This is a genomic window from Halomonas sp. KM072, assembly GCF_050710315.1.
GTDB classification, from domain to species: domain Bacteria; phylum Pseudomonadota; class Gammaproteobacteria; order Pseudomonadales; family Halomonadaceae; genus Vreelandella; species Vreelandella hamiltonii.
Genome location: NZ_CP136132.1, coordinates 1,646,025 through 1,670,436 on the forward strand (window position 1 = coordinate 1,646,025; position 24,412 = coordinate 1,670,436).

Sequence of the window (24,412 nt, forward strand, 5' to 3'; positions counted from 1 at the left end):
ACCGCTATGGCGTGACGATAATTTTCACCTGCGCCTTATCGCTCAGCAGCGCCTCAAAGCCCTCCTCCACGATATCCGCCAGCGGAATGCGTTGAGTGACCATATCCTCGGCGCGGAAGTAGCCCCGCTGCATCAGCGCCATCACCGCTGGGTACACATGGCGATAGGCAATGATGCCTTTCATGGTGCGCTCCTTGATGACCAGGTCATTGGGCTGGAAGCTGGCGTCACCCTCCCAAATACTCACCACCACCACTTCGCCCCCTTCGTGGGTGCTGTGCAGCGCTTGGTTGAGCACGGCGGGAATGCCGGTCACTTCGAAGGCCACGTCCACCCCGCCGCCGCTCAAGGCGTGCAGTTTCTCCACCGCGTCCTCTTGCTGTGGGTCGACGACCATGGCTCCCAGTGCTTCGGCTTTTGCCTTACGGGACGGTGCGACTTCCACCGCATAAATCTGTGCAGCCCCGGCGGCTTTAAGTGCTTCGATGGTCATTAAACCAATCGGCCCCGCACCAAACACCACGGCACTATCCCCGGCTTTGAGGCTGCTCTGGCGTACTGAATGCAGCGCGACCGCCGCAGGCTCGACCAGCGCCCCCTGCTCGTAGCTGAGGTCATCCGGCAGTTTGTGCACCATATGCTCACCCATCACGGTGAACTCCGAAAATCCGCCGCCACCGCCGGAGAGGCCGTGGAAGCCGAGCAGCGGCGTCAGGTTGTAGCGCTCCATCTGGTAAGCGCCATCCTTGTTGGGCGACAGGATCGGCTCGATGGCGACGCGATCCCCCACCTTCACGCGGGTGACTTTTTCACCGACCTCCACCACTTCCCCCGCAAACTCATGGCCCATGATGATCGGCGCCTGTTCGCCGCTAATGGGGTGCGGCTTGTCCACCGGGATGAAAATCGGCCCGGCGGCGTATTCATGCAAATCGCTGCCGCAAATCCCACAGGCGGCCACTTTCACCTTCACCGAGTGAGGGTCGTTAATGGTTGGCACAGGCACCTGCTCCACGCGAAGATCCCTGGCCGCATACCACACCGCTGCTTGCATATTGGTTTGACTCATGACTAGCCCTTCCTATCAAGACACATGATGTACCGGCTGAAGCCCGTACACGGGGGTTTCCAGGCCTTCCATACGCGCTTTCAACTGCAGCGCCAGGTAGTGCGAGTAGTGCCGGGACTGATGCAGGTTGCCACCGTGGAACCACAACGCCTCTTGCTGAGTGGGCTTCCACATGTTGCGCAGCTCGCCTTCCCACGGGCCGGGGTCTTTGGTGGTGTCAGAGCCTAATCCCCAACATTTGCCCACCTTGTCCGCTACCTCTTGAGAAATCAGTCGAGCCGCCCACCCATTCATCGAACCATAGCCGGTGGCGTAGACGATCAGATCAGCGTCCAATTCGCTGCCGTCGGTGAGCGTGATCGAGCGCGGATTGATCCGCTCGATACCCACACCGCTGCGCAGTTTGATATCGCCATTGGCGACCAGATCGCAGGCCCCCACATCGATGTAGTAGCCCGAGCCACGGCGCAGGTACTTCAAAAACAGGCCAGACTCATCGTCACCGAAATCGAGCATAAATCCCGCGTCTTCGAGCCGTTGATAAAACTCAGCATCGCGCTTTTTAATCGCCTCAAACGCCGGGCGTTGGAAGTCAGGCAGCACTTTGTAAGGAATTGAGGCAAAGATCAGATCGGCTTTTTCGTGGGTCAGCCCGCCTGCCACCGCCTCTTCTGAGTAGAGCGGCCCCAGCACTTCTTCCATCAATGAATCCGACTTAACAATATGGGTTGAGGAGCGCTGGAGCATGGTGACATCGGCATCGTGCTCCCAGAGCGCGGCAGCAATATCGTGAGCCGAGTTATTCGAACCAATAATCACGCACTTTTTGCCCGCATACGCATCCGGCCCTGGGTGCTGGCTGGAGTGCTGCTGCTCGCCCTGGAAGCTCTCCGCGCCTGCAAACTTGGGTACGTTAGGCATACCGGACATCCCGGTAGCCATCACCAGCTGTTTCGGGCGTAGCGTGATCTCTTCGCCGTTGCGCTTCACGTTCACGACCCACTCGCCTGCGGCTTCATCGAAGCGTGCATTGTCGCAGGTCGTGGAACTCCAATAATTGAGCTCCATCACCTTTGTGTACATTTCCAGCCAATCGCCCACTTTGTCTTTCGGGGCAAACACCGGCCAGTTCTCCGGGAAGGGAATATAAGGCAGGTGGTCGTACCACACCGGGTCGTGCAGGCAGAGGGATTTATAGCGCTTGCGCCAGGAGTCCCCCGCACGCTCATTGCGCTCAATGATGATGGTGGGCACGCCCATCTGCTTTAGCCGCGCACCCAGGCCAATACCGCCTTGGCCACCGCCTATCACGACACAGTAAGGCTGTTTTGTGTAGCCAAGCTCGGCTTCCTCCCGTTCGCGGGCTTCCAGCCAGGTTTCGCGCTGTTTGTTGGCACCATGCTCGGCCCCTTTAGGGCGATGGTGGTTGCGCGGTTCGGGAAAATCGTCCAGCGCCTGCAGGGTGGTGAGCAGTGTCCAACACTTGCCGTTCTTCAACCGCAGGTAGCCTTTTCCGCTGGCAATGGCCGTTTTGAAGGTGAACCACGCCTCGACGGTATCGCCGTTTTCGCTGGCTTCCCCGTCAAGCTGCCACTGGGTGGGCTGGGTATTGGCCAGCGTGGCATCAAGCATTGCCTGGATTTCTTCTTTGCCTTCGCAGGTTTTTAGATTCCAGGTAAACGCCAGAAAATCGCGCCAGTAGCACTCGTCGTTGAATAGCGTCAGCACGCGCTGACTATCGCGTGCCTGCAGCGCCTCATCAAAATCATGCAGCCATGCGTTGACGGTGCTGGTAGCGCTGGATGGGGTTCTTACCTCTGTGTGAGTCATCGCGGGTACTCCAAGGTCGTTGTTATTGTTGAACTGTCGATAAGACACTCAACCCTAAGCACCCGCCGTGCCAAATGCGCCAAATAGTCAATAAGCGATTGAAAAATATAAGCAATCAAACATCCACACACCGTTATAAAACAGCGCAAACCGCGTACACCTGTCACGCCTTGTGTACGGCTAACGTTACAGGTGTAACGCACGACTAACGGCGTAATACACCTTCGTTGACACCCCCTACAAAGCGCATAGGCTGGAAGTACAACAATAATCGTGTGTGGATTCGCCATGCCAACGCCATCACTACCACCGACACGCTTGGCCTCCGTGCAGCGCCAGCATATCGAGCACATCTTCCAGCTCGGTGAAGGGCTCGATGCGCCACAGCTACCGGCACAGGCCACCATCCGCCGCTCCTGGCTGCGCTGCCTCAACGAGTACCAACTCGACCCCACGCAGCCACGCCCTGCCCGGGTGGTGCCCCAGCAAACCTTGATCGAGCACCGGGAATCCGTTGATGAGCTGCTGCACGTTGCCCGCGCCGGGGTCGATCAACTGTATGGGCAAATCGCCCAGCTCGGCTACGTGCTGCTACTCACCGACCATCGCGGCATTACCGTGGAGTTTCGCGGCAATCCCAATCAAGACCAGCAGCTACGCAAAGCGGGCCTCTATTTAGGAGCCGACTGGGACGAGCGCTTCGCGGGTACCTGCGCCGTAGGTACCTGCCTGCACGACCGCCAAGCGATCATTTGCCACCGCCAGGAGCACTTCGACGCCACGCATATTTCGCTGACCTGCACGGCTGCCCCTATCGCCGACCCGCAAGGCAACGTGATGGCCGTGCTGGATATCTCTGCGCTGCAGTCGCCCACTCAGCATGAGAGTCAGAACTTCAGCCTATCGCTAGTGACGCTCTACGCCCGCATGATCGAAGACGCCTACTTTCTGCAGCGCTACCGCGACTGCCTGATGGTGCGCTTAGATACCTCGCGGGAATTTGTGCATGTGAACGGGCGTGGGCTGATCGCGATAGAAGAGAACGGCCAGGTTATTGCCGCCAACGCCGTGGGCCGCGAGCTGATCAGTGCGCACCAACAGCGCTGGCCGCCGTGGTCTGCTCAACACGCACCGATGCTCAGCGAACTGTTTGAGTGCGAAATTGCCGATGTGCTGAGTATCAACAGCGCGACCAACGACCAGCTCAGGGCGTTTCGCGCCCGCGCCAGCAACGCCATCTACTTTATTAGCCTGCTTGAGCCGCGCAGGCCGCGCATCGCGCCACTCGGAAAGCCCGCCTCCTCGTTGCCAACAGCGCTAGAACGGCTGGGGGCCGACGACCCCGCTATACGCAAAGTGCAGAAATTGGCCGAACGGCTGCGTAACGAAGCCAGTGTCAACGTGCTGATCAGTGGTGAAACCGGTACCGGCAAAGAAGTAGTCGCCCGTGCGCTGCACGATAGCGGCAACCGCGCCAATGGCCCCTTTATTGCGGTGAACTGTGCGGCGATTCCCGAAGCGCTGATCGAAAGCGAGCTGTTCGGCTACGCACCCGGCGCGTTTACCGGCGGGCGGGCAAAAGGTATGCGCGGGCTGATCCCCCAGGCCCATGGCGGCACGCTGTTTTTAGACGAGATCGGCGATATGCCACTGGCCCTGCAAACCCGCCTGCTGCGGGTACTGGCCGAGCGGGAAGTGATGCCGCTAGGGGCAAACAAACCGGAAAAAGTCGACATTCGAGTAATCACCGCTACCCACCGCCACATCGATACCATGATTGAGCAGGGCGAGTTTCGTGAAGACCTCTACTACCGCCTGAACGGTGCCCAGCTGCGCTTACCACCGCTGCGCGAACGCGCCGACCGGCTCTTCGTGATTCGTCAGGTGTTCGATGAGGTCGTCAACGAGCGCCAAGGCGCGCACAAGCCCCGCCTGAGAGCCGATGCCATCAGCGCCCTGCTGGCCTACACCTGGCCTGGCAACATACGTCAGCTCAAGAATGCCCTGGCATTTGCACTGGCCACTGCCGAAAGCGACGAGATTACCGTGCATGACCTGCCGGAGCAGTGCCTGGGCGCACGCATCACCCGCCGTCGTCTCGACCAGACCCAGCAGGCCAGCCCACAGCACCACCCGCTGGCCGAACTGCTCCACCAGCACCAGTGGAATGTCAGTGCCGTGGCTCGCCATCTGGACGTGTCACGCCCTACCGTGTACCGCCAGATGCATCGTCTTGGGCTGGTACCGCCCAACAAGACCTGAGCCGTGGGCGCTTGGCCCGGAGGGCCAGCCTCACGTACACTTGTTTGAATCTGATATTCACCACGCTTCCAATAAGCCGAGGCCCACTATGGCGTTTGATTCCACTTCTTCGTATATCGCAACCAATGCGCTTAAACAGGCGGTGAATGCTGCCGTGGTACTTGAGCGCCCGCTGCTGATCAAGGGCGAGCCGGGCACCGGCAAGACGCTGCTGGCCGAAGAGCTGGCGGCTTCGCTGGGCACTCGGCTGATCACCTGGCATATCAAGTCCAGCACCAAGGCAGCCCAGGGGCTCTACGAATACGATGCGGTAAGCCGCCTGCGCGACTCGCAGCTGGGCGTGGAAGGCGTCGAGAACGTCGGCAACTACATCAAGCCCGGCAAGCTCTGGGAAGCCTTCACCGCCGGCGAGCGTGTCGTGCTGTTGATCGACGAAATCGACAAGGCAGACATCGAATTCCCCAATGACCTGCTCCAGGAGCTGGATCGCATGGAGTTTCACGTCTACGAAACCGGTGAAACCATCCGCGCCGAAAAACGCCCGATCATTGTCATCACCTCCAACAACGAAAAAGAGCTGCCGGATGCCTTTCTGCGCCGCTGCTTTTTCCACTATATCGAATTCCCCGACCGCGAAACCATGCAGGCGATTGTGGATGTTCACTTCCCGAATATTGCCCCAAAACTGGTCAGCGAAGCATTGGAGGTTTTCTTTGACCTGCGCAGCGCACCTGGCCTCAAGAAAAAGCCCTCAACCTCAGAGCTGGTCGACTGGCTCAAGCTGCTGATGGCCGATGAGCTGGCACAAGAAGCGCTCTACCATCGTGACCCTGCCAAAGCGCTGCCGCCCATGGCCGGTGCGCTGGTCAAAAACGAGCAGGATACCCACCTGCTTGAACGCTTGGCCTTTATGATGCGTCGCCAGAAGAACAGCGGGCGCTAAGCCATGTTTATCGGCTTATTTGAAACCCTCAAGCGCGCGGGCGTACCTGTTTCACTGCGGGAGCTTTTGGACCTTCACGCGGTGGTGGAGCGCGGCGTGGTGTTTGCCGATATGGAGGCGTTCTATCAGGTGGCGCGTACGGTGATGGTCAAAGATGAGCGCCACTTTGACCGCTTCGATCGCGCCTTTGCGGCCTGGTTTAAGGGCCTTGAGGACATGGACGCCGCCATCGAAGCGCTGATTCCCGATGAGTGGCTGCGCCGCGAATTCGAGAAACAGCTCACCGACGAGGAGAAGGCCAAGATCGAATCGCTAGGCGGGCTCGAAGAGCTTATCGAGACCTTCAAGAAGCGCCTGGAAGAGCAGAAAGAGCGCCACGCAGGCGGCAATAAATGGATTGGCACCGGCGGCACCAGCCCCTTTGGAGCCTACGGCTACAACCCGGAAGGCATTCGAATTGGGCAAGATGGTTCCCGCCACCGCCGCGCCACCAAAGTATGGGACGAGCGACGCTTTCGCGATTACGACGACTCTCTGGAGCTGGGCACCCGCAACATCAAAATGGCCCTGCGACGGCTGCGCAAATTCGCCCGCCAGGGCGCTCGGGACGAGTTCGATGTGGACGGCACAATTCGCGAAACCGCCCGCGATGCCGGGCTGCTCAATATCCAGATGCGCCCGGAGCGCCACAATGCGGTCAAGGTGCTGCTGTTTCTGGACGTGGGCGGCTCCATGGACGACCACATCCGGGTATGCGAAGAGCTCTTTTCTGCGGCACGCTCCGAGTTCAAGCACCTGGAGCATTTCTATTTCCATAACTGCTTGTATGAAGGCGTGTGGAGAAACAACCTGCGTCGGGGCAACGAACGCATCCCCACCATGGACGTGCTGCACACCTACAGCGCGGACTATCAGGTCGTGATCGTGGGCGATGCCGCCATGTCGCCTTATGAGGTCACCCATCCTGGCGGTAGCGTCGAACATTTCAATGATGAAGCCGGCGGCGTGTGGCTCAAACGCTTGACCGAGAAATTCCCCCTTTTAGCCTGGCTTAACCCAATGCCTCCCCGCGCTTGGGAATACACCTACTCGACCACGCTCATTCGCGAGCTCATCGACGACCGTATGTATCCGATGACGCTGGAAGGGCTGGAAACCGCCATGCGTGACCTGGCCAAGTAGCGGGCGTCTATTCGCCACCACCATTCACCACAACTGCAGCGCAAAAAAAACGGCGTGCCCAGGAGGCACGCCGTTTTTATGGACGCCATGTTGAACGGGCTCGCAGGCTATGCCATGCGAGTCATCAGGCTGTGGCCCGTCAAGCGGCGGTGCAACACCGCCATGCCGATATGACCTACTACCAGTGCTAACAGCGCCCAACCCAGCTCGCCGTGTAACAAGCCGCCTAAGTCAGTCATCCACTCGATGCGCTCACCGCCGCCCGACATGAGAGACAGCCCGAATACATCCAGCGCACGGCCCGAGCCATACTGACGAATCAGCGCAATCGCTGGCACGGCAATCATCAACCCGTACAGCGCTAAGTGGCCAAGCTTCGCCATCACGCTCACCGCGGGCGGACGCCGTGGCACATTCATCACTGCCCAAACAGCGCGAATCACAACGAGCGCCATTAACACCACACCCACTTGACTATGGGTACCCCAAAGGAAGCCTTCAATCGCCGTATCTTCTAAAAATACTCTGGCGGCGGCACTGCTAAATTGCCATACAAACAGTAGCGCCATTCCCCAGTGCAATGCCCGACTCACCAACCCGTAACGCGTAGAGCTGTCCATCACTGTTAGCGCCATCTATTATTCCTCTTAACAAACGTTGAACCATGGCACTATCTTACCCAGCACAGCTCACCAGATCATGACAACAGCATGGAAATTGGTTGCAAAAAATGGAACGTCTCGTTGCCTTAAAGCGTCGCAGGCACATTATTGATCCCGGTTAAAAATGCCTCTTTAGCCTGAGCAAACGCAGCCGCATCGTGTTTAAAGCGGCGCAAAATCAATGCTTCATCCAGTGCTAACGTGGGCGATAGCGCCTCAAGGCTCTTGGCAGGATGGCGCGCCGACAGCCCAATATGCTGGCCATTATCCGCCGCGAACCAGCGTTTGAAGCCGCACTTCTGATAGAACGCTTTCTCTTTTTCATCCTGCGTATCGATGCGCAGCGGAGCCTTCAGACTGAGCTCGCTCAACAAACGAGCTTTTGCACCTTTTGCAAACTCGCAGGCGTGAGTCACGGTCATGCCCTCGCCCGCTTCATCCAGCACCAATAGCGCCAGCGCTATAGGGTGTCCTTCGCCATCAACCCCTGCCAACAACCGCGCGCCTTCTTGGGCAAACAGTACATTTTTGGTGCCGGTAAAGATCACCAACGGCGTCAAGCCTGCCTGCTGGCCATACACCTCGGCGCATAGCTTGGCCAAACACGCATCGCGTGGCTCACTCTGACTTACATGGACTACCTTCATGACGCTCTCTCGTTACGTTCGTTCACCCCGCCATGTTTCGTAGCGACAAGCGCTGACGGGTTATGAAAGCCCGCCAGCGTAGAGCAAAGCACGAGGAGACACCAGCCTGTTGTCGATGGAACCCTCTTGATCTAGGGAAGTCGCACTGAAGGCAAGGCGTTTTTTATTGCCAAGGAGAGCATATGACCCAGTTCATCAATGACCCGACCCTGCCAAAGCCGGATTTTCCTGGCAGCCACATGGTAGTTGACGACCACTACATGTTTATTTCTGGCCTCACGGTGGCCGATCTTTCTAACGGAGATGCGGCGCGGGGCGATATCAAAGAGGAGGCTCGCCTAGTTCTGCGTGAACTCGCCCGTATGCTCGAACAAGAGGGTGGCAGCCTTGCTGACGTAGTGCGCGCTGACGTGCACTTAGTGGATCTTAAGCAAATCAGTGCGTTTGACAGCATCTATGCGGATTTTTTCGAACCTGGTCGCTATCCAGCGCGGACCTGCACCGAATCCCCCCATATCTGCGGTGGCAGTTTGGTAGAAATCACGTTGATGGCCAAACGTCCATCCAATGACACTGCTGAGACATAACGTCCGTCAAGCGCTCACCAATGCCAGGATCGCGTCGATATCCAAGTGCGCTTCCAGCGTATCGGCCAAGCGCTCCAAGGCTTGTTCGCGGTGAGCGTTGTAATCGACGCTGTCTGCCTTAGCTAGGCCAAGCTTGGTGAGTAGCGCTTGGCAGGCTTCTGGATGATCAAACAGGCCGTGTAGGTAAGTGCCCATCACTTGGCCGTCCTCGCTGATGGCCCCATCCAAGTGGGTGCCTAGATCGAAGAGCGGGCTACTCAGAGCCGGACCTTCGCTCACACCATTATGAATCTCATACCCCTCGACCGTTGCTTCTTCGCCCATTAGCACGCCGCTCACGTTGCGAAGCTGCTTGCCCGCCACCATGCGTGTCGTCAGCGGTAACAGACCCAAACCGGCGACTTTCCCGGGCGTGCCCTCTAGCCCGTCGGGGTCATCGACCCACTCCCCCAGCATTTGAAAACCGCCGCAAATGCCCAGCACTTTGCCGCCGTAGCGCAGGTGGCGGGTAATCGCGGCGTCCCAACCTTGGCGCTTTAACCAGGCTAAGTCGCTAGCGGTGCTTTTACTGCCGGGAAGAATGATCACATCAGCGCGGGGAATGGGCTGATCGGGGCCGATAAAGCTAAGCGATACCTGCGGATGCAGGCGCAGCGGGTCGAAATCGGTGTGGTTACTGATGCGCGGCAGTGCAGGAACGATAACCTTGAGCGTTTGGCTCTCTTTCTCCGCCTGCACGGTGCCGATGCTATCTTCGGCATCCAGCAGCAGCCCTTGTAGATACGGCAGCGTGCCCAGCACCGGCTTTTGGGTACGCGCTTCCAACCACTCTAGCCCTGGTTCTAGCAGCGCAATATCGCCCCGAAAACGGTTGATGATAAAGCCTTTGGTGCGGGCCTGTTCGCTGTCACTCAGTAGCGCCAGCGTGCCAACCAATTGAGCAAACACGCCGCCGCGGTCAATATCGCCCACCAGCAGTACCGGGCAATCCACGGCTTCGGCAAAGCCCATGTTGGCGATATCCCCCTTGCGCAGATTGATCTCTGCCGGGCTCCCCGCCCCTTCGGCAATGATCACCTCATGGCGCTGGGACAACGCCTGCCAGGCGGCCATCACGCTCTCCTGGGCGGTACGTTTGAAGGCGTGATAATCCAGCGCATCCATATGGCCATGCACCTTGCCCCGCAGGATCACCTGGGCCCCCCGGTCCGTTTCCGGCTTGAGCAGTACCGGGTTCATGTCACTGTGCGGCATCACCCCCGCCGCCTGGGCCTGAAGCGCAGTGGAGCGGCCAATCTCTCTGCCATCGATGGTCACGGCGCTGTTGAGCGCCATGTTCTGGGGCTTGAACGGAGCCACCGAGAACCCCCGCCGCTGCAAAACACGGCACAGCCCCGCCACCACGGTACTTTTGCCTGCATCCGAGGTGGTGCCTTGAATCATCAGTGTGGTCATGAAGAGAAGTTGCCATAGTGATCTGGAGCGAGACTATAGCCAGCCCGTTGGGTGAGCGCAATGTCCCAGACGAAAACTCGCTTATCAAGGCCCGAGGGATGCGGGCTTCGTGGCTTTGTCATCATAACCAAGCCAAAAATACATATTCCCGACATGGAGACGTCACATACCCCCTCTAGCCTAGTACCCAACAAATGAGATCGATCTCATTACTTCAACGATAGGTACTTTTGCATGGCTGATTTGCTCAGTGTGGCCAAGCTTGCCGGGGTCTCTAGGGCGACGGCGGCCCGCGCTTTTTCCACGCCGGATCTGGTACGCCCGACGACGCGAGAGCGCGTTTTCGATGCGGCCAGGCAGTTGGCATTCAGGCCCAACAAAGTCGCTCAACAGCTGCGCTCCCAAGCCACCCTGATGATCGGCGTGATGGTTCCCAGTCTCGATAACCCGGTATTTGCAGAGCAGTTGCAAGCCATGGAAGTGGCTGCCCGCACGTGCGGTTACTCATTGCTGGTAACCACCAGTGAATACTCGCCAGGGCGCGAGAGTGACATCGTCGAAGAGATGCTGCGCCAGCGCGTCGACGGCTTGGTACTCACCGTTGCCGATGCTGGCAATAGCGCTGTATTGGAGAAGCTGCGGCTGGAAAACACCCCCTGCCTGCTGGTCTATAACCCACCTGCCGACAGCGGTTTCGACTCGATTGGCGTCGATAATCACGCTGCCGGTATGGATGCTACCCAACATCTGATGGCCTTGGGTCACTCGCGCATTGGCATGGTGGCGGGCCCGTTGCTTCAGTCGGACCGAGCGAAACAGCGATATGCAGGCTACTGCCATGCCATGGCCCAGGCAGGGCTCGAAGCTCGCCCTCTGGTGGAAATGGCGCGTCATACCCAAGCAGACCTCGCCAGCCTGATGCCGGAGCTGTCGGGTGTGAATGCGCTCACGGCCGTGATCTGTACCAATGATCTGCTCGCCATCAGCCTGATGGGCGAACTACAGCGCGGGGGCTTTAGTGTACCCGGCGATCTATCCGTCATGGGCTTCGATGGGATTGCCCTGGGCAAACACCTCTACCCTTCACTTTGCACCATCGAGCAACCCCGTGCCGAGATCGGTCGCACCGCCGTTCATGTTCTGTTAGCCAAGATTCGGGGAGAGAACTGTATCCCTGCTCCCCTGCCCTACGCACTGCGTGAGGGCGAAAGCGTCGCTATGCCGACACCCAGCAAGTCCACGTTAGGCACTTCTCAGAGGAGCACATCATGAATCTCAAGCGTCTTTATCAAGCGGTATTCGCCACGACAGTGATCAGTGCATCGGGGGGCGTTTTTGCTCAGTCCAGCGATAGCGCCATTTGCTACAACTGCCCACCGGAATGGGCGGATTGGGGCACTCAACTGCGATTGATCGAACAGGAAACCGGCATACGCGTTCCTCAGGACAACAAGAATTCTGGCCAATCACTCGCCCAACTGGTGGCGGAAGCCGGTAGCCCGGTAGCCGATGTCGTCTACTATGGCGTGACCTTTGGCATTCAAGCCATGGAAGAGAACGTGGTGACACCCTATCAGCCCGCCCATTGGGATGAGATTCCGGAAGGTCTGAAGGACCCCGAGGGTAACTGGTTCGCCATTCACTCCGGCACCCTTGGCTTCATGGTCAATGTCGATGCCCTGGATGGCGCACCGGTACCCACATCCTGGGAAGACCTGCTCAAGCCCGAATATCGCGGCATGGTGGGTTATCTCGACCCCGCCAGCGCTTTCGTGGGTTATGTAGGAGCCGTGGCGGTCAACCTGGCCATGGGTGGTGACCTCGATGACTTTACGCCGGCAATCGACTACTTCAACGAACTCGCCAACAACGCCCCCATCGTGCCCAAGCAAACCAGTTATGCGCGTGTAATTTCCGGTGAAATTCCCATTCTGCTGGATTACGACTTCAACGCCTACCGTGCTCGTCATGGCGATGGGGCCAACGTGGCGTTCGTCATTCCTGAAGAAGGTAGCGTAGTCGTACCTTACGTGATGAGCTTGGTCAAAGAGGGTCCGAACCCGGAGAACGGCCAACGGGTGCTCGATTTCGTGCTTTCCGACCAGGGTCAAGCCGTATGGGCCGATGCTTATCTACGCCCGGTACGTGAAAGCGCCATCTCCGCCGAAGCTCGGGAAGTCTTCTTACCGGATAGCGATTACGCCCGCGCCGAAGCCGTCGACTACACCGCCATGGCGGCTGCCCAGCGCAGCTTCTCCGAGCGGTATCTGTCGGAGGTGCGTTAATCATGACTGCGGCATCCAGGCAGCCCTCAGGGGCTGCTTCTTACTTGCGTCAACGACCAGGTGGCTCAGGTCATGCATTACGTCTTTACCTTCCCGCGCTGCTGACCTTGCTGCCAGCGCTGGTCATCTTCTGCGCCTTCTGGTTACTGCCTTTTTCTCGACTGATCGTCATGGGGGCCGAAGCAGACCGCAGTAGTGGCATCAGCGCCTATCTCACCATTCTCACCCATCGCCAGTATTTGATCAGTTTGGCAAACACCATCGGTATTTCGCTAATTGTCTCCTTCACGGCGGTGGCCATCGCGGGCATTGCCGGTTTCTTTCTCGCTCGCCATCACTTTTTCGGCAAATCGGTCCTAGTGGCGATTCTCACGTTTCCGCTGGCCTTCCCGGGCGTCGTCGTGGGGTTTCTGGTCATCATGCTGGGAGGACGACAAGGGGCACTGGCACAAACCAGCCTGTGGCTGTTTGGTGAGCGCTGGATGTTCGCTTACTCGCTGGCCGGGCTGTTCATCGGTTACCTCTACTTCTCGATTCCCCGCGTGATCACCACCGTGATGGCCGCCTGTGACAACCTGGATAGAAGCCTCGAGGAAGCCGCCCGATCACTGGGCGCCAACACCTGGCAAGTCACCAAGGACGTCATCGTACCCGGCATCGCCCCCGCGTTGCTGTCCACCGGCGCCATCTGTTTTGCGACCAGCATGGGCGCCTTTGGTACGGCATTTACGCTTGGCACACGCCTGAGCATTCTGCCCCTCAACATCTACGGTGAATTCACCAACTACGCCAATTTCGCCATGGCAGCCGCCCTCTCCGTCGTGCTGGGCGTCATCACCTGGCTGGCACTGAGTCTTGCTAGCAGGCTGGCTGGCGGCAATCTGGGGGCTTCGGCATGAAATCTCGCCTACGCTTCACGCTTCAGCTGAGCTTCACCCTACTAGTGTGCCTGTTCATGATCGTACCCGTTGCCATGTCGGTGGTGGCGGGGCTGACCGAAAATTACTTCTTGGGGTTGGAGAGTGGGTTGACCCTGCGCTGGGTAAACGAGGTCTGGCAACTCTATGCCGACACCATCTTGCTCTCCATCCAACTGGCACTTGCCTGCTTGCTGATCACGGTCGTGATTGGTGTACCAGCGGCTTATGGCCTGCTGCGCAGCCGTCGGCGCTGGGCCAACGCCATTGAAGAATTACTGCTGTTACCGGTGGCTGTCCCTGGGCTGGCCACCGCCCTGGCGCTGCTGCTGGCGTATGGCAGCTATCGTGAGTTTCGGAGCAGCTGGTTATTCATCCTGGTGGGCCACGTGCTCTTTACGCTCCCGTTCATGGTGCGTGCAGTGCTTGCCGTCATGCAAACCGCCAAGCTTCCTCAACTGGAGGAGGCTGCGGCTAGTTTGGGCGCAAATTTCAGGCAACGCTTTTTCGGCGTAGTCATCCCTAACAGCATGAGCGGCATTCTGGCAGGCGCATTGATGGTGGTGACCCTGTCGATTGGCGAATTCAACATTACCTGGATGCTGCATACGCCACTGACCAAGACACTGCCTGTCGGCCTGGCCGACAGCTACGCCTCCATGCGCCTGGAAGTGGGCTCGGCCTATACGTTGATCTTTCTTGTCATGGTCGTACCGCTGCTAGTGGCGATTCAGTGGGCTGGCAAGCTCACCCGACGCCACTGAACGACCGAGCCTACCACTACCATTAACGCCTGATTGCTTGATGCGAGAAACCAACATGAGTTCATCTGTCAGCATTACCCTGACCCAGTGCAGCCGCACCTTCGCTGGCGGCAACACGGCCCTGCAACCACTGGACCTGCACGTCGAAGCAGGCGAAACCCTCGTCCTGCTTGGGCCATCAGGCTGTGGCAAAACAACGACCCTGCGCATCATCAGCGGCCTGGAGAGCCCCGACAAGGGTGGACGCGTTCAGTTTGGCAAGCGCGACGTCACGGCGTTACCAATCGAGAAACGCGATGTGGGCATGGTGTTTCAAAACTACGCGCTATTCCCCAACATGAGCGTGGCCGACAATATTGCCTACGGCTTGAAAATACAGCGTCTCCCCCGCGCCGAGATTGAGCAAAGACTCGATGACGTCATGCGCATGGTGGACTTGCAAGGCTTTGGAGAGCGGCGTATCGACGCCCTCTCTGGAGGCCAGAGGCAGCGTGTGGCGCTCGCCCGTGCCATTGCCGTAAGGCCAAAAGTACTTCTGTTCGATGAACCACTGGCCGCTCTGGACGCCAAATTACGCGATCGGTTACGGATCGAAATTGGCCAGCTCTTGCGTGAGCTGGGCACTACCGCCGTCTACGTCACCCACGACCAGGACGAAGCAATGGCCCTGGGTGATCGCATCGCCGTCATGCAGGCTGGCCGCATTGCTCAGTTGGGCTCTCCTCAAGAAATTTACCATCAGCCTGCCAATGCCTTCGTGGCCGATTTCATTGGCGCGGTCAACTGCCTGGAGGTGATCACTACCCGCGCCGATGGCGGGCTGGCCGTCCACGGTGGCGAACTCGTGGCCCCGCATTTGACGGGAGTTTCCACGGTCTACTGCCGCCCTGAAGACATACAGGTCGTCCCCGCTGCCCAAGCGGACATACGCGGCAAGGTAGTACAAAGCATTTTTCTGGGTCAGACGCAACGATTGATGGTCGACACCGGTGGCGCTGCCCCCCTTCAGGTCGAAGCCTCTTCCCGCCAGCGCTACTCCCACGATGCCATCATTAGCCTTGCGCTACCCGCCCACGTACTTTTTCATCCCGACAGGCCTACGCCTTCGGTACGCACTCAGGAGGTGGTCAATGGCTAATGACGGATTCGACACTACGATACCCGACCCTTCTTCATGTCTCATCGCACAGATCAGCGACCCACATATCAAGGCGGGCGGCAAACGCTCCTATCGCCAGGTGGATACCGCCCGTGCGCTGAGTCACGCCATCGACACGCTCAACCAGCTCGCCCCTAGGCCTGACCTGGTACTCATCACCGGTGACCTGGTCGATTTTGGCCAGCCTGACGAGTACGCTACCTTCAAGCAGATTCTTGCCGAGTTGACGCTGCCCGTGTATCTGATTCCCGGCAATCATGACGACCGCGCTCACCTACGCGCCGCATTTCCCGAACATCACTATCTGTTTCAGAACCGCGACGCCGTGCAGTGGGTGGTGGAGGAGTATCCGGTGCGGCTCGTGGGGCTCGATTCTTCTGTTCCCGGTAAACCCCACGGGAAACTCAGCGAGGAGAGCCTGCATTGGCTGGAGGCAACGCTTGCCCAGCAACCCCACAAACCAACGCTGGTGATGGTGCATCATCATCCGTTCATGAGCGGCATTGGACATATGGACGCTCAGCCGCTGAAGCATCCAGACGCCCTGGCCAGCGTCATTGCTCGCCATGCCCAGGTCGAGCGCGTGCTATGCGGGCATCTGCACCGCTCAATTCAAGCGCGCTTTGCCCGTACCCTGGCCATTAGCTGCCCGGGGGTTTCCCACCAGGTCAGCCTGGATCTTACTCCAGGCGGCCCCGCTCACTTTCAAATGGAGCCGCCCGGTTACCTGCTTCACCAATGGTCAGCGACCAATGGCATGGTGACGCACCAGGGGTTCATCGAGCGCTATCCTGGGCCTTTCCCGTTTTACGACGAGCACGGGCTGATCGACTAATGCTCTATCGACTCGCCTCTGATGTCGCTTGGCGACGATGCACCCGAAAGCGCAAATGGAACGGGCTCAGCAGGCCCGGCATGGGGCCTCTGCGGAGAGCTTTTCCGGGGGATGAAGTACGATGCTGGCCTGCCCCAACAGGGCAGCCAGGCAGTGGCTGGTCACCAGCAGCACCACATGCCTGCCGGGGCAGATACCCGGCCCACCGCTGAACGGCACCAGCGGCCAAGGCGTTTGGGTGTGGCTATGGCCTTCCGGCGTCAGCCAGAGCTCGGGGGTGAAGCGATGGGCGGCGTGCAGGTAGCGCTCGTCGCGATGAAAGTAGGGTGCGTGAATCAGTACCGAAGTATTGGCGGGCATGGTGCCCGCCTGCCACTGGGTTGGCTGGGTGGTCTGGCGCAGCAGCAGCGGCGTGGTGGGCCACAGGCGTAGCGCTTCCAACAGGGTGGCCTTGAAATCGTCCAGCGGGTGGCCCTGTTGCGCTTTGGCCAGCGCCTGCGCCGCGACATCAGGATGCGCGCTGAGCAGCGCCAGGGCGCGGAAGGTCGCCATGCCCGCCGGCTCGAAGGCAAACAGCCATTGAGGCACCTGCTGCAACGGTGCCTGCTCTCGGCCAGGGCACTGCGGAGCCAGCGCAGACATCAGGCTGCCGGGTGCCGCTTCACGCAGGTAATACGCCAGGCGCTGCTCGAAGCGCTTGCGCAGGCGCTGGCGCTTGGGGCGCAAAAAGCCCCAGTTGGCCGCTTTGCGCAGAGCAGTCAGCTCCTCGGTCAGTACGCGGTCATCGGCGGCGGCGTCGCCCAGCACCACGCGACGAACGATGCGGTCCCAGGTCAGCAGAAAGGTCGGCCAATCCAGCTCGTCATAGCGGGTGGCGACCCGCTCCAGCAGCGCCGTGACCTCTTCCTGCACCACCTGCACGAACGCCTGGGAAGCATCATGGTGAGGACAATCGCTTTGCAGAACCCGCTCGTTCAGCGCCCTGCGCTGCTCGCGGGCCTCTCCTTCGGAAATCAGCGAGAACCCCGGCTCGAAGTGGCTGAGGGCACTGTGCTTGGCCTGCTCATTGGGTGAAAAGGGGGTGGGCGTATGCTCCAGCACATCGTTGGCATCGGCGGGGTCCAGCACCACCGCCATGGACTTCATCGGCACCTTGAGCATCAGCGGCCCCGCGTTGGATATCCTATCCATGAAACCTCCTTTGACCGGGCAGGGTTCAGGCTGCAGTGTAGATGCCACCGGCCCCGCTGCAAGGGCTCCCACTGCAAACAGCATGTTTATCAACTCAAAGGGTTATCAAGGTTATTGCGCAGCGCCTCAGCGGGCTGCCGCCAGCAGACAGCTGGGCTTTTTTCCGCTAGGGTAGCGGCTCCCGCTGCCAAACAACGACGCCCGAGATGCAAACGCTACTGAACGAGATTGCTGACGAGCTATCCCACGCCACCGAGCGCGGCAAGGTGGCCGACTACATTCCCCAACTGGCCCAGGTCGATCCCAACCAGTTTGCCATCAGCCTGGCCACCGTAGAGGGCGAGCGCTTCTCGACGGGCTGCGCCACCACGCCGTTCTCGATTCAGAGTATTTCCAAGGTTTTCACCCTGACCATTGCCCTGGGCAAGCTCGGCGATGCGCTGTGGTCCAACGTCGGCCGCGAACCCTCCGGCGACCCCTTCAACTCCATCGTGCAGCTGGAACACGAGAGCGGTAAACCGCGCAACCCGTTCATCAATGCCGGGGCCATTGCGGTGGTAGACGCCATCATGATGGGCCACGCCCCCAAGGAAACCCTGGCCGAAATATTGAGCTTCGTGCGCTATATCGCCGACGACAACAGCATCTGCTTCGACCATCAGGTCGCCGCCTCGGAAATGCAGCACAAGGACCGTAACGCCTCGCTGGCGCACTTCATGAAAGCCTTTGGGCGGCTGCGCCACGACGTGGACAAAGTGCTTGGCACCTACTTTCACCAGTGCGCCATCGCCATGAGCTGCGAGCAACTGGCCCACGCCGGGCTGTTTCTGGCTTCCGACGGCGTCAACCGCCCCAGCAACCTGCGGGTGGTGTCGCCCCAGCGGGCACGCCGAATCAACTCATTGATGATGATGTGTGGCCACTACGATGCCTCGGGGGAGTTTGCTTTCCGTGTGGGCTTGCCGGGCAAGAGCGGCGTGGGCGGCGGCATTCTGGCCATTGCGCCGGGGCGCGGCTCGCTGGCCGTCTGGTCGCCGGGGCTGGATAGCTACGGCAACAGCCTTCTGGGGGTGCGCGCCCTGGAGATGTTCGTGCAACGCACGGGCTGGTCCATATTTGGACATTAGCGTGCGCTAGCTGGGCACTAGCCGGTCACTCGCTTCAAGCGCTTTCCGAGGATTCCAGATGCTGGGCCACTTCCCAGGCCTGCACCTGGCGTTTCACCTCCAGCCCCCAGCGGTAGCCACCCAGGGCGCCGCTTTGCTGAATCACCCGGTGGCAGGGAATCCATAGCGCCACGGGGTTGGCACCCACCGCGTTACCCACCGCCCGAGACGATTTCGGCGCCCCCAGCCACTGGGCGATGTGGGAGTAGCTGGCAAGCTGCCCATCCGGAATCATCAGCAGTGCCCGCCATACGTTGAGCTGAAAGTTGGTGCCCCGCACATGCAGCGAAAGTGCCCCAGGCGCTGCGCTGCGCGGCGGTTCGAACAGCGCCTCGACGGCGTAACGCGTGGTGTCCGGCTGGTGGCGCAAGGTACAGCGCGGCCACTCGGCGGCCAGCTGCGCCAGAATCTCCGCTTCGGGTGTCGCTGCCAGAAAGCCCATGCGGCAAATGCCTCTCGGGGTGGTGGCGACCAGCACCTGGCCAAACGGCGTGGGGTGAACCCCATAAGCAATTTCCACGTCCTCCCCCTGGCGCTTGAACTCCCCCGGCGTGACCGCCTCCAGCGTCACGAAATGATCGTAAAGCCGCGAGCCGCCGCTCAGCCCCAGCGCTTCGGCGGTGTCGGCAAGGCTCTGGGAAGAAGCAATCAACTGCTTGCCCCGCGCCAACGTCAACGCTTGTAAAAAGCGCTTCGGGCTCACCCCTACATAGCGGCTGAACAGCCGCTGAAAATGGAACGCACTCAAGTGTACCTGCTCGGCCACCGCCTCCAGGCTCGGCTGCTGGGCGGCGTGGGCCACCATGAAGGCCATGGCTTTTTCGATACGGGCGTAGTCGTTCATCGCGTCCATCTCACGGGCAAAGGGGCAAAAAGAGGCTGATGCTCGCTAAAGCTTACCCAGTGAAAGGCCCGACACCTACCCGAATCTTGCGCACTACACATGCCGGTAAATCACCCGCAAGGGTTGCCCCAGGTGGCCTTGCAGCGACTCGGTCTGTTGAGGGCTCATGGCCCCTGTTCTGGGGTTGATGGCCGTGAGCGAAAACCGAGCGAACCCTTGGGGGAAGGAGTAGTCGAGCTGGTGCACGCTGGCGACACTGCCACAGCACGGCAGCGTCTGAGGAAGGAGCGCAAAGCCACGCTGTGCGTCGTAATCCTGATCCATCAGGAGATGCCACTCAGGAAGGGTCAGCTCTTGCGCGCACAGGTGACAGCGCACGTACTCGAAGTTGCTGCCACAGTCATGAAACATCACATGCTTCGATACCTGCTCGTCTATACTCTCTGCCTCGGGCATCCACTGCCACAACGCAGCCTTGGCCTGGGCTACCTGCTGCGCAGTGAGCAGATAATGAGGCTCTGCCGGAATGATGACGATATGATGATCACTCATGTGAGTCACAGTCTACTCTACACGACAACCCCGCACATTCATCATGTGCGCCGACGCCAGTCGGCCATGCCAGTTACGTCAGGAGGACACGATGGCGCTGATCTCTACCCGTACCCAGCACTGGCTGGAGCGTTTGAACGGCTCCAAACACATGCTCTGGCTGATCGCCACCCTCTCGTTTCTGGAAACCATCATACTGCCCGTGCCCATCGAGCTGGTACTGATCCCGTTGATGGCGGTGAACAAACAGCGGATCTGGGCGATTGCCACGGCCACCACGCTGGGCTGCCTGGTGGCGTCGCTGGTGGGCTATAGCGTGGGCATGGTGCTCTACCAATCGCTGGGGACCTGGTTTATCGAGCTCATGGGCATGGAGGAGAGCTATCAGGCGTTTCAGGGCTTCTTCAACCGCTACGGGTTTGCCGCGATTCTGGCCATCGGCATTCTTCCCATCCCCTTCCAGGTCGCCATGATTACCGCCGGGCTCTCCGGTTACCCTATCCTGCTATTCGTGCTGGCGGCGCTGCTCTCACGCGGGCTGCGCTACTACGGGCTGGCCTGGCTGGTGAAACGCTATGGCAAACGGGTTGAAACCCTGTGGAAGCGCCATGCGCTGATGACCAGCCTCGCACTGGGCAGCGCGGTGCTGGTCATCGTGTTGGTAATGCAGGCATTGGCGGGGATGATCGAGTGATGGGCTAGCGGCTGATTGGCCCATCCCTCACTCGATATAGTAACCACTGACCCGCCAGGTGCCGTTTTCCAGATGTGGGGTTACTACCTCGACCACTCGGGGGCGGTTGGCAAACTGGGTCTGGAAGGTAACGACCTTGAAGTCGCCCCGTTCAGCGCCGGGCATGGAGGTGTACTGCGAAACGCGCACTCGGCGGCGCGATTGCACCGAGCCAAAGTCCTTGCGCGACAGCGCAACGGTGCGTTCAAGCATAGTGGCAGAAAGCGGTGTGCTCAGCAGTGGCGAAGCGGCTTCCCATGCCTGTTCATACTCGCTATTATCGATCTTCACCAACCACGCCAGCGCCGCCTCCTCTGCTGCCTGCACAGATGCCTGAGCCGTTGCGGTAAGCATCAACAAGGCAGCGGACAACAACAGAGCACGTAATTTTGGCATGGCAGACTCATTAGTGGCTAAGAAAAGACGTACCTCTTTATTATCGGAAAGTCGCAAGGATTCTTTAGCATTTCAGCGCCCATTGCTGCCAGCGACGTCAATCTTTCACCGCAGTGGCAAAAAGATGCTCAAGCGACGAACCCAAAAGCTATACAGAAGTCATACATTAAAATTTTACCTGCAAGGAGTAGACCATGAACAGTCATGATGAGCACACGAGGCCTGGCGAACAATACACACATCACCAACCTCAGGGGCTGTCAGACCGCATTGCCTACCGAGTCGTGAAATTCATGCGGTTTTTTGCCGACAAGTTTTTTGCCGGCCGTTACGGCCATCGTGCCGTCATTCTGGAAACAGTGGCAGCCGTGCCCGGCATGGTGGGAGGGGCGATACAGCACTTGCATGCCATTCGGCGCATCAAGGATGATGATGGCTGGATTCGTACCCTATTGGATGAAGCGGAAAACGAGCGCATGCACCTGATGACCTTTATCGAGGTCGCCAAGCCCAACCGTTTCGATCGCTTCCTCATTCTCGTAGCCCAAGGCATGTTCTTTAATCTGTTTTTCCTGCTGTATTTATGCTCCAGCAAGACCGCCCACCGCGTGGTCGGCTACCTGGAAGAGGAAGCCGTCTATAGCTACACCGAATACCTGGAAGGCATCGACCGAGGCGAGTACGAAAACATCCCGGCGCCCCAAATCGCCATCGATTACTGGAAGCTACCCCAGGATGCGCGGTTGCGCGACGTGGTGATCGCCGTGCGTGCCGACGAAGCGAGCCATCGGGACGTCAACCATGACTTCGCCGACCAGCTTTCTTGATGGGCTACCGTAAGCGGCTAACGTGAAAAGCTGTCTCCACAACCCATCACCGGGCCCCTGCGCCAGGCCCGGTGATATTAGCCTTTTCAGCTCTCGCCCAGGCATAGCCGCATGAAACAGCTATTGGGATCAAGCCGGTAGCTGCCGAACGGCCCGCAATACTCGAACCCGAACCGGGCAGATAAACGGCGGGCGCGTTCGAATATGTATCATCGCCCTCTCCGTTGGCTAGCCAAACCCGGCTTCTCAAATACGAAGCGCTCGTATACCATGCGCCACCTCTTTCCTTTAGCGTTCACCGTTAGGCCACCATGTCCGTCAACGCGCTCTACACCGACCTTTCCGGCTATTACGATCTGATGTGCGTCGACATCGACTACCGCGCGCAAAGTAACGCCATTCATCGCCTGCATCAGCTGTTTGGCAACGCGGGCAGCCAGCACCTGGACCTGGCCTGCGGCACCGGCCCCCACGTGCGCCATTTTCTGGATGTGGGCTACACCAGCAGCGGGCTGGACATTCACCAGCCGATGCTGGACCTGGCGGCCACCCGCTGCCCGGAAGCTCACTTTTCGCTGCAAGACATGGGCCAGTTCCAGGTGGATGAGCCGGTGGATTTGATCACCTGCTTTTTATACTCCATCCACTACAACGCCAACCTGGAAAAGCTGAGCGCCTGCATCGCCAGCGCCCACCGCGCCCTGCGCACCGGCGGCGTACTGTGCTTCAACAGCGTAGACAAGGAGCGCATCGACAACGCGCTGTTCGTCAAGCACACCGCCCAGCAGGGCGAGGATCGCTTCACGTTTCGTTCGGGTTGGCACTATGCGGGGCAAGGGGAACGGCAAACGCTGCGGCTCAGTATCGAAAAAAGCACGCCTGCGGTCACCCAGGTATGGAATGACGAGCACCCCATGGTGGCGGTCAGCTTTGGCGAACTCATCGCCCTGCTGACGCCCTACTTCGAGGTGCACGTGTTCGAACACGACTACCAGACCATCACCCCGTGGGACAACGCGTCTGGCAATGCCATCTTCGTGTGCGTGAAGCGCGACGGCTAAGGTGCCATCTAAGGCGTCAGCTCTCCTGGCTGGGGCGCTGCTGTTGCTGCACGCCCATCAGGAAGTTGCGCAGCATCTGGTCCTTGCACTCGCGGTAATTCTTGTGGCTTGGCTTGCGGAAGAACGCGCTCAGCTCGTGGGGGCTGAGCGGTAGCCCCACCTGCTCGAACACCTCCAGCACGTCTTCGGCCTTCATGTTCAGCGCAATACGCAGCTTCTGGAACACCATGTTGTTGTTCAGCTGGGTTTCCGGCGCAGGCACCGGGCCTTCGCGCTTGCCGCGCTTGAAGCTGATGAAGCCATTCAAAAACGCCGCCAGCTCACGGTTCTTCATGGGTACCAGCGCTTCGTCCTCGTCCTTCTTCAGCCAGGCCGTTACCTGGGCAGGCGTCACGTCCACCTCTGCCAGGGCGAAGATATTGACGATGGTGGCTTCCTTCAAATCGAAGGCATAGCGAATACGGCGAAAAATATCGTTATTGGTCAAGGGGACTCCTAACCGTTGGTGAGCGTGGCCAGCAGCTCGTCGATCTCTGCTTTCAGCTCGTTGTCTTCAATCGTTTGGGCGCTGGCCTGGGCGCGCTGCAAGCTTTCGATGGCGGCCTGGGGCTCGCCCAGCTCCACCTGCAGGGTGGCCATGGAAAAGCCAATCGAGGCCAGATGGTCGTTCGACTGCTTGGCCACTGCCTTGTCCAGCGCCTTTTGGTAGATCGGCAGCGCGTCTTCCAGCTCTTCGGTGAAGTCGGCCAGGGTTTCCCACTGCTCGGGGTGATCTTTCTCGGTGTTCTCATGCTCGGTGCAGATCGCCTGCAGCTCGGCGTAAAGCGCCTCAAAGGTGGCGCGGTCATCCTTGGACGCGGCCTTCATCAGCTTTTCAGCCAGCTCGTACACCGCCTTGTAAATTTTGGTGTTGATCATCAAACCACGACCTTATCGACGTAAAACAGCAGGCTAAAGCACACAGGCTTCGCCGGGAAGGGAGCATTATACCTTGTGTAAGGCGAGGTACGGTGGCGCGGCGGGCAATATTCGAGCAACGGCGGGC

General features: G+C 59.3%; 25 protein-coding genes. 14 read left to right on the plus strand and 11 right to left on the minus strand.

Translation table 11 applies throughout. From position 1 onward, the window contains the following. Positions 1 to 4 precede the first annotated feature (4 nt). Both RVM26_RS07735 and RVM26_RS07740 read right to left on the minus strand, forming a co-directional pair. Complete coding sequence (locus RVM26_RS07735; RefSeq protein ID WP_498941566.1) at positions 5 to 1,069, minus strand: 2,3-butanediol dehydrogenase; 1,065 nt, start codon at positions 1,067 to 1,069, stop codon at positions 5 to 7. A 15-nt stretch (positions 1,070 to 1,084) separates the two neighbouring features. Continuing rightward, the gene (locus RVM26_RS07740; RefSeq protein ID WP_498941567.1) at positions 1,085 to 2,899 is read right to left on the minus strand and encodes an NAD(P)-binding domain-containing protein; all 1,815 of its coding nucleotides are present in this window, start codon (positions 2,897 to 2,899) and stop codon (positions 1,085 to 1,087) included. Positions 2,900 to 3,187: 288 nt separating this feature from the next. Between RVM26_RS07740 and RVM26_RS07745 the strand changes: the two genes are divergently transcribed. The 3 genes from RVM26_RS07745 to RVM26_RS07755 all read left to right on the plus strand — a co-directional run bounded on the left by RVM26_RS07745 (position 3,188) and on the right by RVM26_RS07755 (position 7,286). Continuing rightward, the gene (locus tag RVM26_RS07745) at positions 3,188 to 5,161 is read left to right on the plus strand and encodes a sigma-54-dependent Fis family transcriptional regulator (protein ID WP_498941568.1); all 1,974 of its coding nucleotides are present in this window, start codon (positions 3,188 to 3,190) and stop codon (positions 5,159 to 5,161) included. A gap of 88 nt (positions 5,162 to 5,249) precedes the next feature. Next, positions 5,250 to 6,104 (plus strand): AAA family ATPase, encoded by an 855-nt coding sequence (locus RVM26_RS07750; RefSeq protein ID WP_498941569.1) that lies wholly within the window; start codon positions 5,250 to 5,252, stop codon positions 6,102 to 6,104. A gap of 3 nt (positions 6,105 to 6,107) precedes the next feature. Continuing rightward, positions 6,108 to 7,286, plus strand: a complete 1,179-nt coding sequence (locus tag RVM26_RS07755; protein WP_498941570.1) for a vWA domain-containing protein — start codon at positions 6,108 to 6,110, stop codon at positions 7,284 to 7,286. A 107-nt stretch (positions 7,287 to 7,393) separates the two neighbouring features. On the opposite strand, the gene RVM26_RS07760 is transcribed toward RVM26_RS07755, so the two are convergent. Both RVM26_RS07760 and RVM26_RS07765 read right to left on the minus strand, forming a co-directional pair. Further along, positions 7,394 to 7,921 (minus strand): cytochrome b, encoded by a 528-nt coding sequence (locus tag RVM26_RS07760; RefSeq protein WP_498941571.1) that lies wholly within the window; start codon positions 7,919 to 7,921, stop codon positions 7,394 to 7,396. A 113-nt stretch (positions 7,922 to 8,034) separates the two neighbouring features. Beyond that, positions 8,035 to 8,595, minus strand: coding sequence for a hypothetical protein (locus RVM26_RS07765; protein WP_498941572.1), 561 nt, complete (start codon positions 8,593 to 8,595; stop codon positions 8,035 to 8,037). Between the two features lie 182 nt (positions 8,596 to 8,777). Here RVM26_RS07765 and RVM26_RS07770 point away from each other — a divergent pair, with 182 nt between their 5' ends. Continuing rightward, on the plus strand, positions 8,778 to 9,182 hold the full coding sequence (locus tag RVM26_RS07770) for a RidA family protein (protein WP_498941573.1): 405 nt from the start codon (positions 8,778 to 8,780) through the stop codon (positions 9,180 to 9,182). Between the two features lie 6 nt (positions 9,183 to 9,188). Here the strand turns inward: RVM26_RS07770 and RVM26_RS07775 are convergent, their stop codons facing one another. Then, a complete protein-coding gene (locus tag RVM26_RS07775) occupies positions 9,189 to 10,637 on the minus strand; it encodes a cobyric acid synthase CobQ (protein WP_498941574.1) in 1,449 nt (482 codons plus the stop codon). 234 nt (positions 10,638 to 10,871) lie between these two features. On the opposite strand from RVM26_RS07775, the gene RVM26_RS07780 reads away from it, so the two are divergent. The 6 genes from RVM26_RS07780 to RVM26_RS07805 are packed head-to-tail and all read left to right on the plus strand — an operon-like array spanning position 10,872 to position 16,597. After that, positions 10,872 to 11,909, plus strand: a complete 1,038-nt coding sequence (locus RVM26_RS07780; RefSeq protein ID WP_498941575.1) for a helix-turn-helix transcriptional regulator — start codon at positions 10,872 to 10,874, stop codon at positions 11,907 to 11,909. Then, positions 11,906 to 12,922, plus strand: coding sequence for an ABC transporter substrate-binding protein (locus RVM26_RS07785; protein WP_498941576.1), 1,017 nt, complete (start codon positions 11,906 to 11,908; stop codon positions 12,920 to 12,922). The genes RVM26_RS07780 and RVM26_RS07785 overlap by 4 nt, the downstream gene beginning before the upstream one ends. A gap of 2 nt (positions 12,923 to 12,924) precedes the next feature. Then, positions 12,925 to 13,821, plus strand: a complete 897-nt coding sequence (locus RVM26_RS07790) for an ABC transporter permease (RefSeq protein ID WP_498941577.1) — start codon at positions 12,925 to 12,927, stop codon at positions 13,819 to 13,821. Then, a complete protein-coding gene (locus RVM26_RS07795; RefSeq protein WP_498941578.1) occupies positions 13,818 to 14,603 on the plus strand; it encodes an ABC transporter permease in 786 nt (261 codons plus the stop codon). Before RVM26_RS07790 ends, RVM26_RS07795 begins: the two co-directional genes overlap by 4 nt. Before the next feature lie 55 nt (positions 14,604 to 14,658). Beyond that, positions 14,659 to 15,741 carry an ABC transporter ATP-binding protein gene (locus RVM26_RS07800; RefSeq protein WP_498941579.1) on the plus strand — a complete coding sequence of 361 codons (1,083 nt, stop codon included), beginning with the start codon at positions 14,659 to 14,661 and terminating at the stop codon, positions 15,739 to 15,741. Further along, positions 15,734 to 16,597 carry a phosphodiesterase gene (locus tag RVM26_RS07805; RefSeq protein ID WP_498941580.1) on the plus strand — a complete coding sequence of 288 codons (864 nt, stop codon included), beginning with the start codon at positions 15,734 to 15,736 and terminating at the stop codon, positions 16,595 to 16,597. The genes RVM26_RS07800 and RVM26_RS07805 overlap by 8 nt, the downstream gene beginning before the upstream one ends. Positions 16,598 to 16,663: 66 nt before the next feature. Here RVM26_RS07805 and RVM26_RS07810 read toward each other — a convergent pair whose 3' ends face one another. Then, complete coding sequence (locus RVM26_RS07810; protein WP_498941581.1) at positions 16,664 to 17,788, minus strand: cytochrome P450 family protein; 1,125 nt, start codon at positions 17,786 to 17,788, stop codon at positions 16,664 to 16,666. A gap of 206 nt (positions 17,789 to 17,994) precedes the next feature. Here RVM26_RS07810 and RVM26_RS07815 point away from each other — a divergent pair, with 206 nt between their 5' ends. Continuing rightward, the gene (locus RVM26_RS07815; RefSeq protein ID WP_498941582.1) at positions 17,995 to 18,915 is read left to right on the plus strand and encodes a glutaminase; all 921 of its coding nucleotides are present in this window, start codon (positions 17,995 to 17,997) and stop codon (positions 18,913 to 18,915) included. A gap of 34 nt (positions 18,916 to 18,949) precedes the next feature. Here the strand turns inward: RVM26_RS07815 and RVM26_RS07820 are convergent, their stop codons facing one another. Together RVM26_RS07820 and RVM26_RS07825 are read right to left on the minus strand one after the other, a co-directional pair. Further along, positions 18,950 to 19,798: a bifunctional transcriptional activator/DNA repair enzyme AdaA gene (locus RVM26_RS07820; RefSeq protein WP_498941583.1), complete on the minus strand. Its 849-nt coding sequence runs from the start codon at positions 19,796 to 19,798 to the stop codon at positions 18,950 to 18,952. A 93-nt stretch (positions 19,799 to 19,891) separates the two neighbouring features. Beyond that, on the minus strand, positions 19,892 to 20,350 hold the full coding sequence (locus tag RVM26_RS07825) for a hypothetical protein (RefSeq protein WP_287804673.1): 459 nt from the start codon (positions 20,348 to 20,350) through the stop codon (positions 19,892 to 19,894). Between the two features lie 91 nt (positions 20,351 to 20,441). Between RVM26_RS07825 and RVM26_RS07830 the strand changes: the two genes are divergently transcribed. Beyond that, positions 20,442 to 21,044: a YqaA family protein gene (locus tag RVM26_RS07830; RefSeq protein WP_287804672.1), complete on the plus strand. Its 603-nt coding sequence runs from the start codon at positions 20,442 to 20,444 to the stop codon at positions 21,042 to 21,044. Between the two features lie 27 nt (positions 21,045 to 21,071). Here RVM26_RS07830 and RVM26_RS07835 read toward each other — a convergent pair whose 3' ends face one another. Beyond that, a complete protein-coding gene (locus RVM26_RS07835) occupies positions 21,072 to 21,479 on the minus strand; it encodes a DUF4019 domain-containing protein (protein WP_498941584.1) in 408 nt (135 codons plus the stop codon). A 194-nt stretch (positions 21,480 to 21,673) separates the two neighbouring features. On the opposite strand from RVM26_RS07835, the gene RVM26_RS07840 reads away from it, so the two are divergent. Both RVM26_RS07840 and RVM26_RS07845 read left to right on the plus strand, forming a co-directional pair. After that, positions 21,674 to 22,306 (plus strand): alternative oxidase, encoded by a 633-nt coding sequence (locus tag RVM26_RS07840; protein WP_081192857.1) that lies wholly within the window; start codon positions 21,674 to 21,676, stop codon positions 22,304 to 22,306. 311 nt (positions 22,307 to 22,617) lie between these two features. Further along, on the plus strand, positions 22,618 to 23,367 hold the full coding sequence (locus tag RVM26_RS07845; protein WP_016914144.1) for a class I SAM-dependent DNA methyltransferase: 750 nt from the start codon (positions 22,618 to 22,620) through the stop codon (positions 23,365 to 23,367). A 16-nt stretch (positions 23,368 to 23,383) separates the two neighbouring features. Here RVM26_RS07845 and RVM26_RS07850 read toward each other — a convergent pair whose 3' ends face one another. Beyond that, entirely contained in the window at positions 23,384 to 23,854 is a 471-nt protein-coding gene (locus RVM26_RS07850; RefSeq protein WP_287804666.1) for a YehS family protein, read from the minus strand. An 8-nt stretch (positions 23,855 to 23,862) separates the two neighbouring features. Further along, complete coding sequence (locus RVM26_RS07855) at positions 23,863 to 24,285, minus strand: Replicative DNA helicase (protein ID WP_081138882.1); 423 nt, start codon at positions 24,283 to 24,285, stop codon at positions 23,863 to 23,865. Positions 24,286 to 24,412 lie beyond the last annotated feature (127 nt).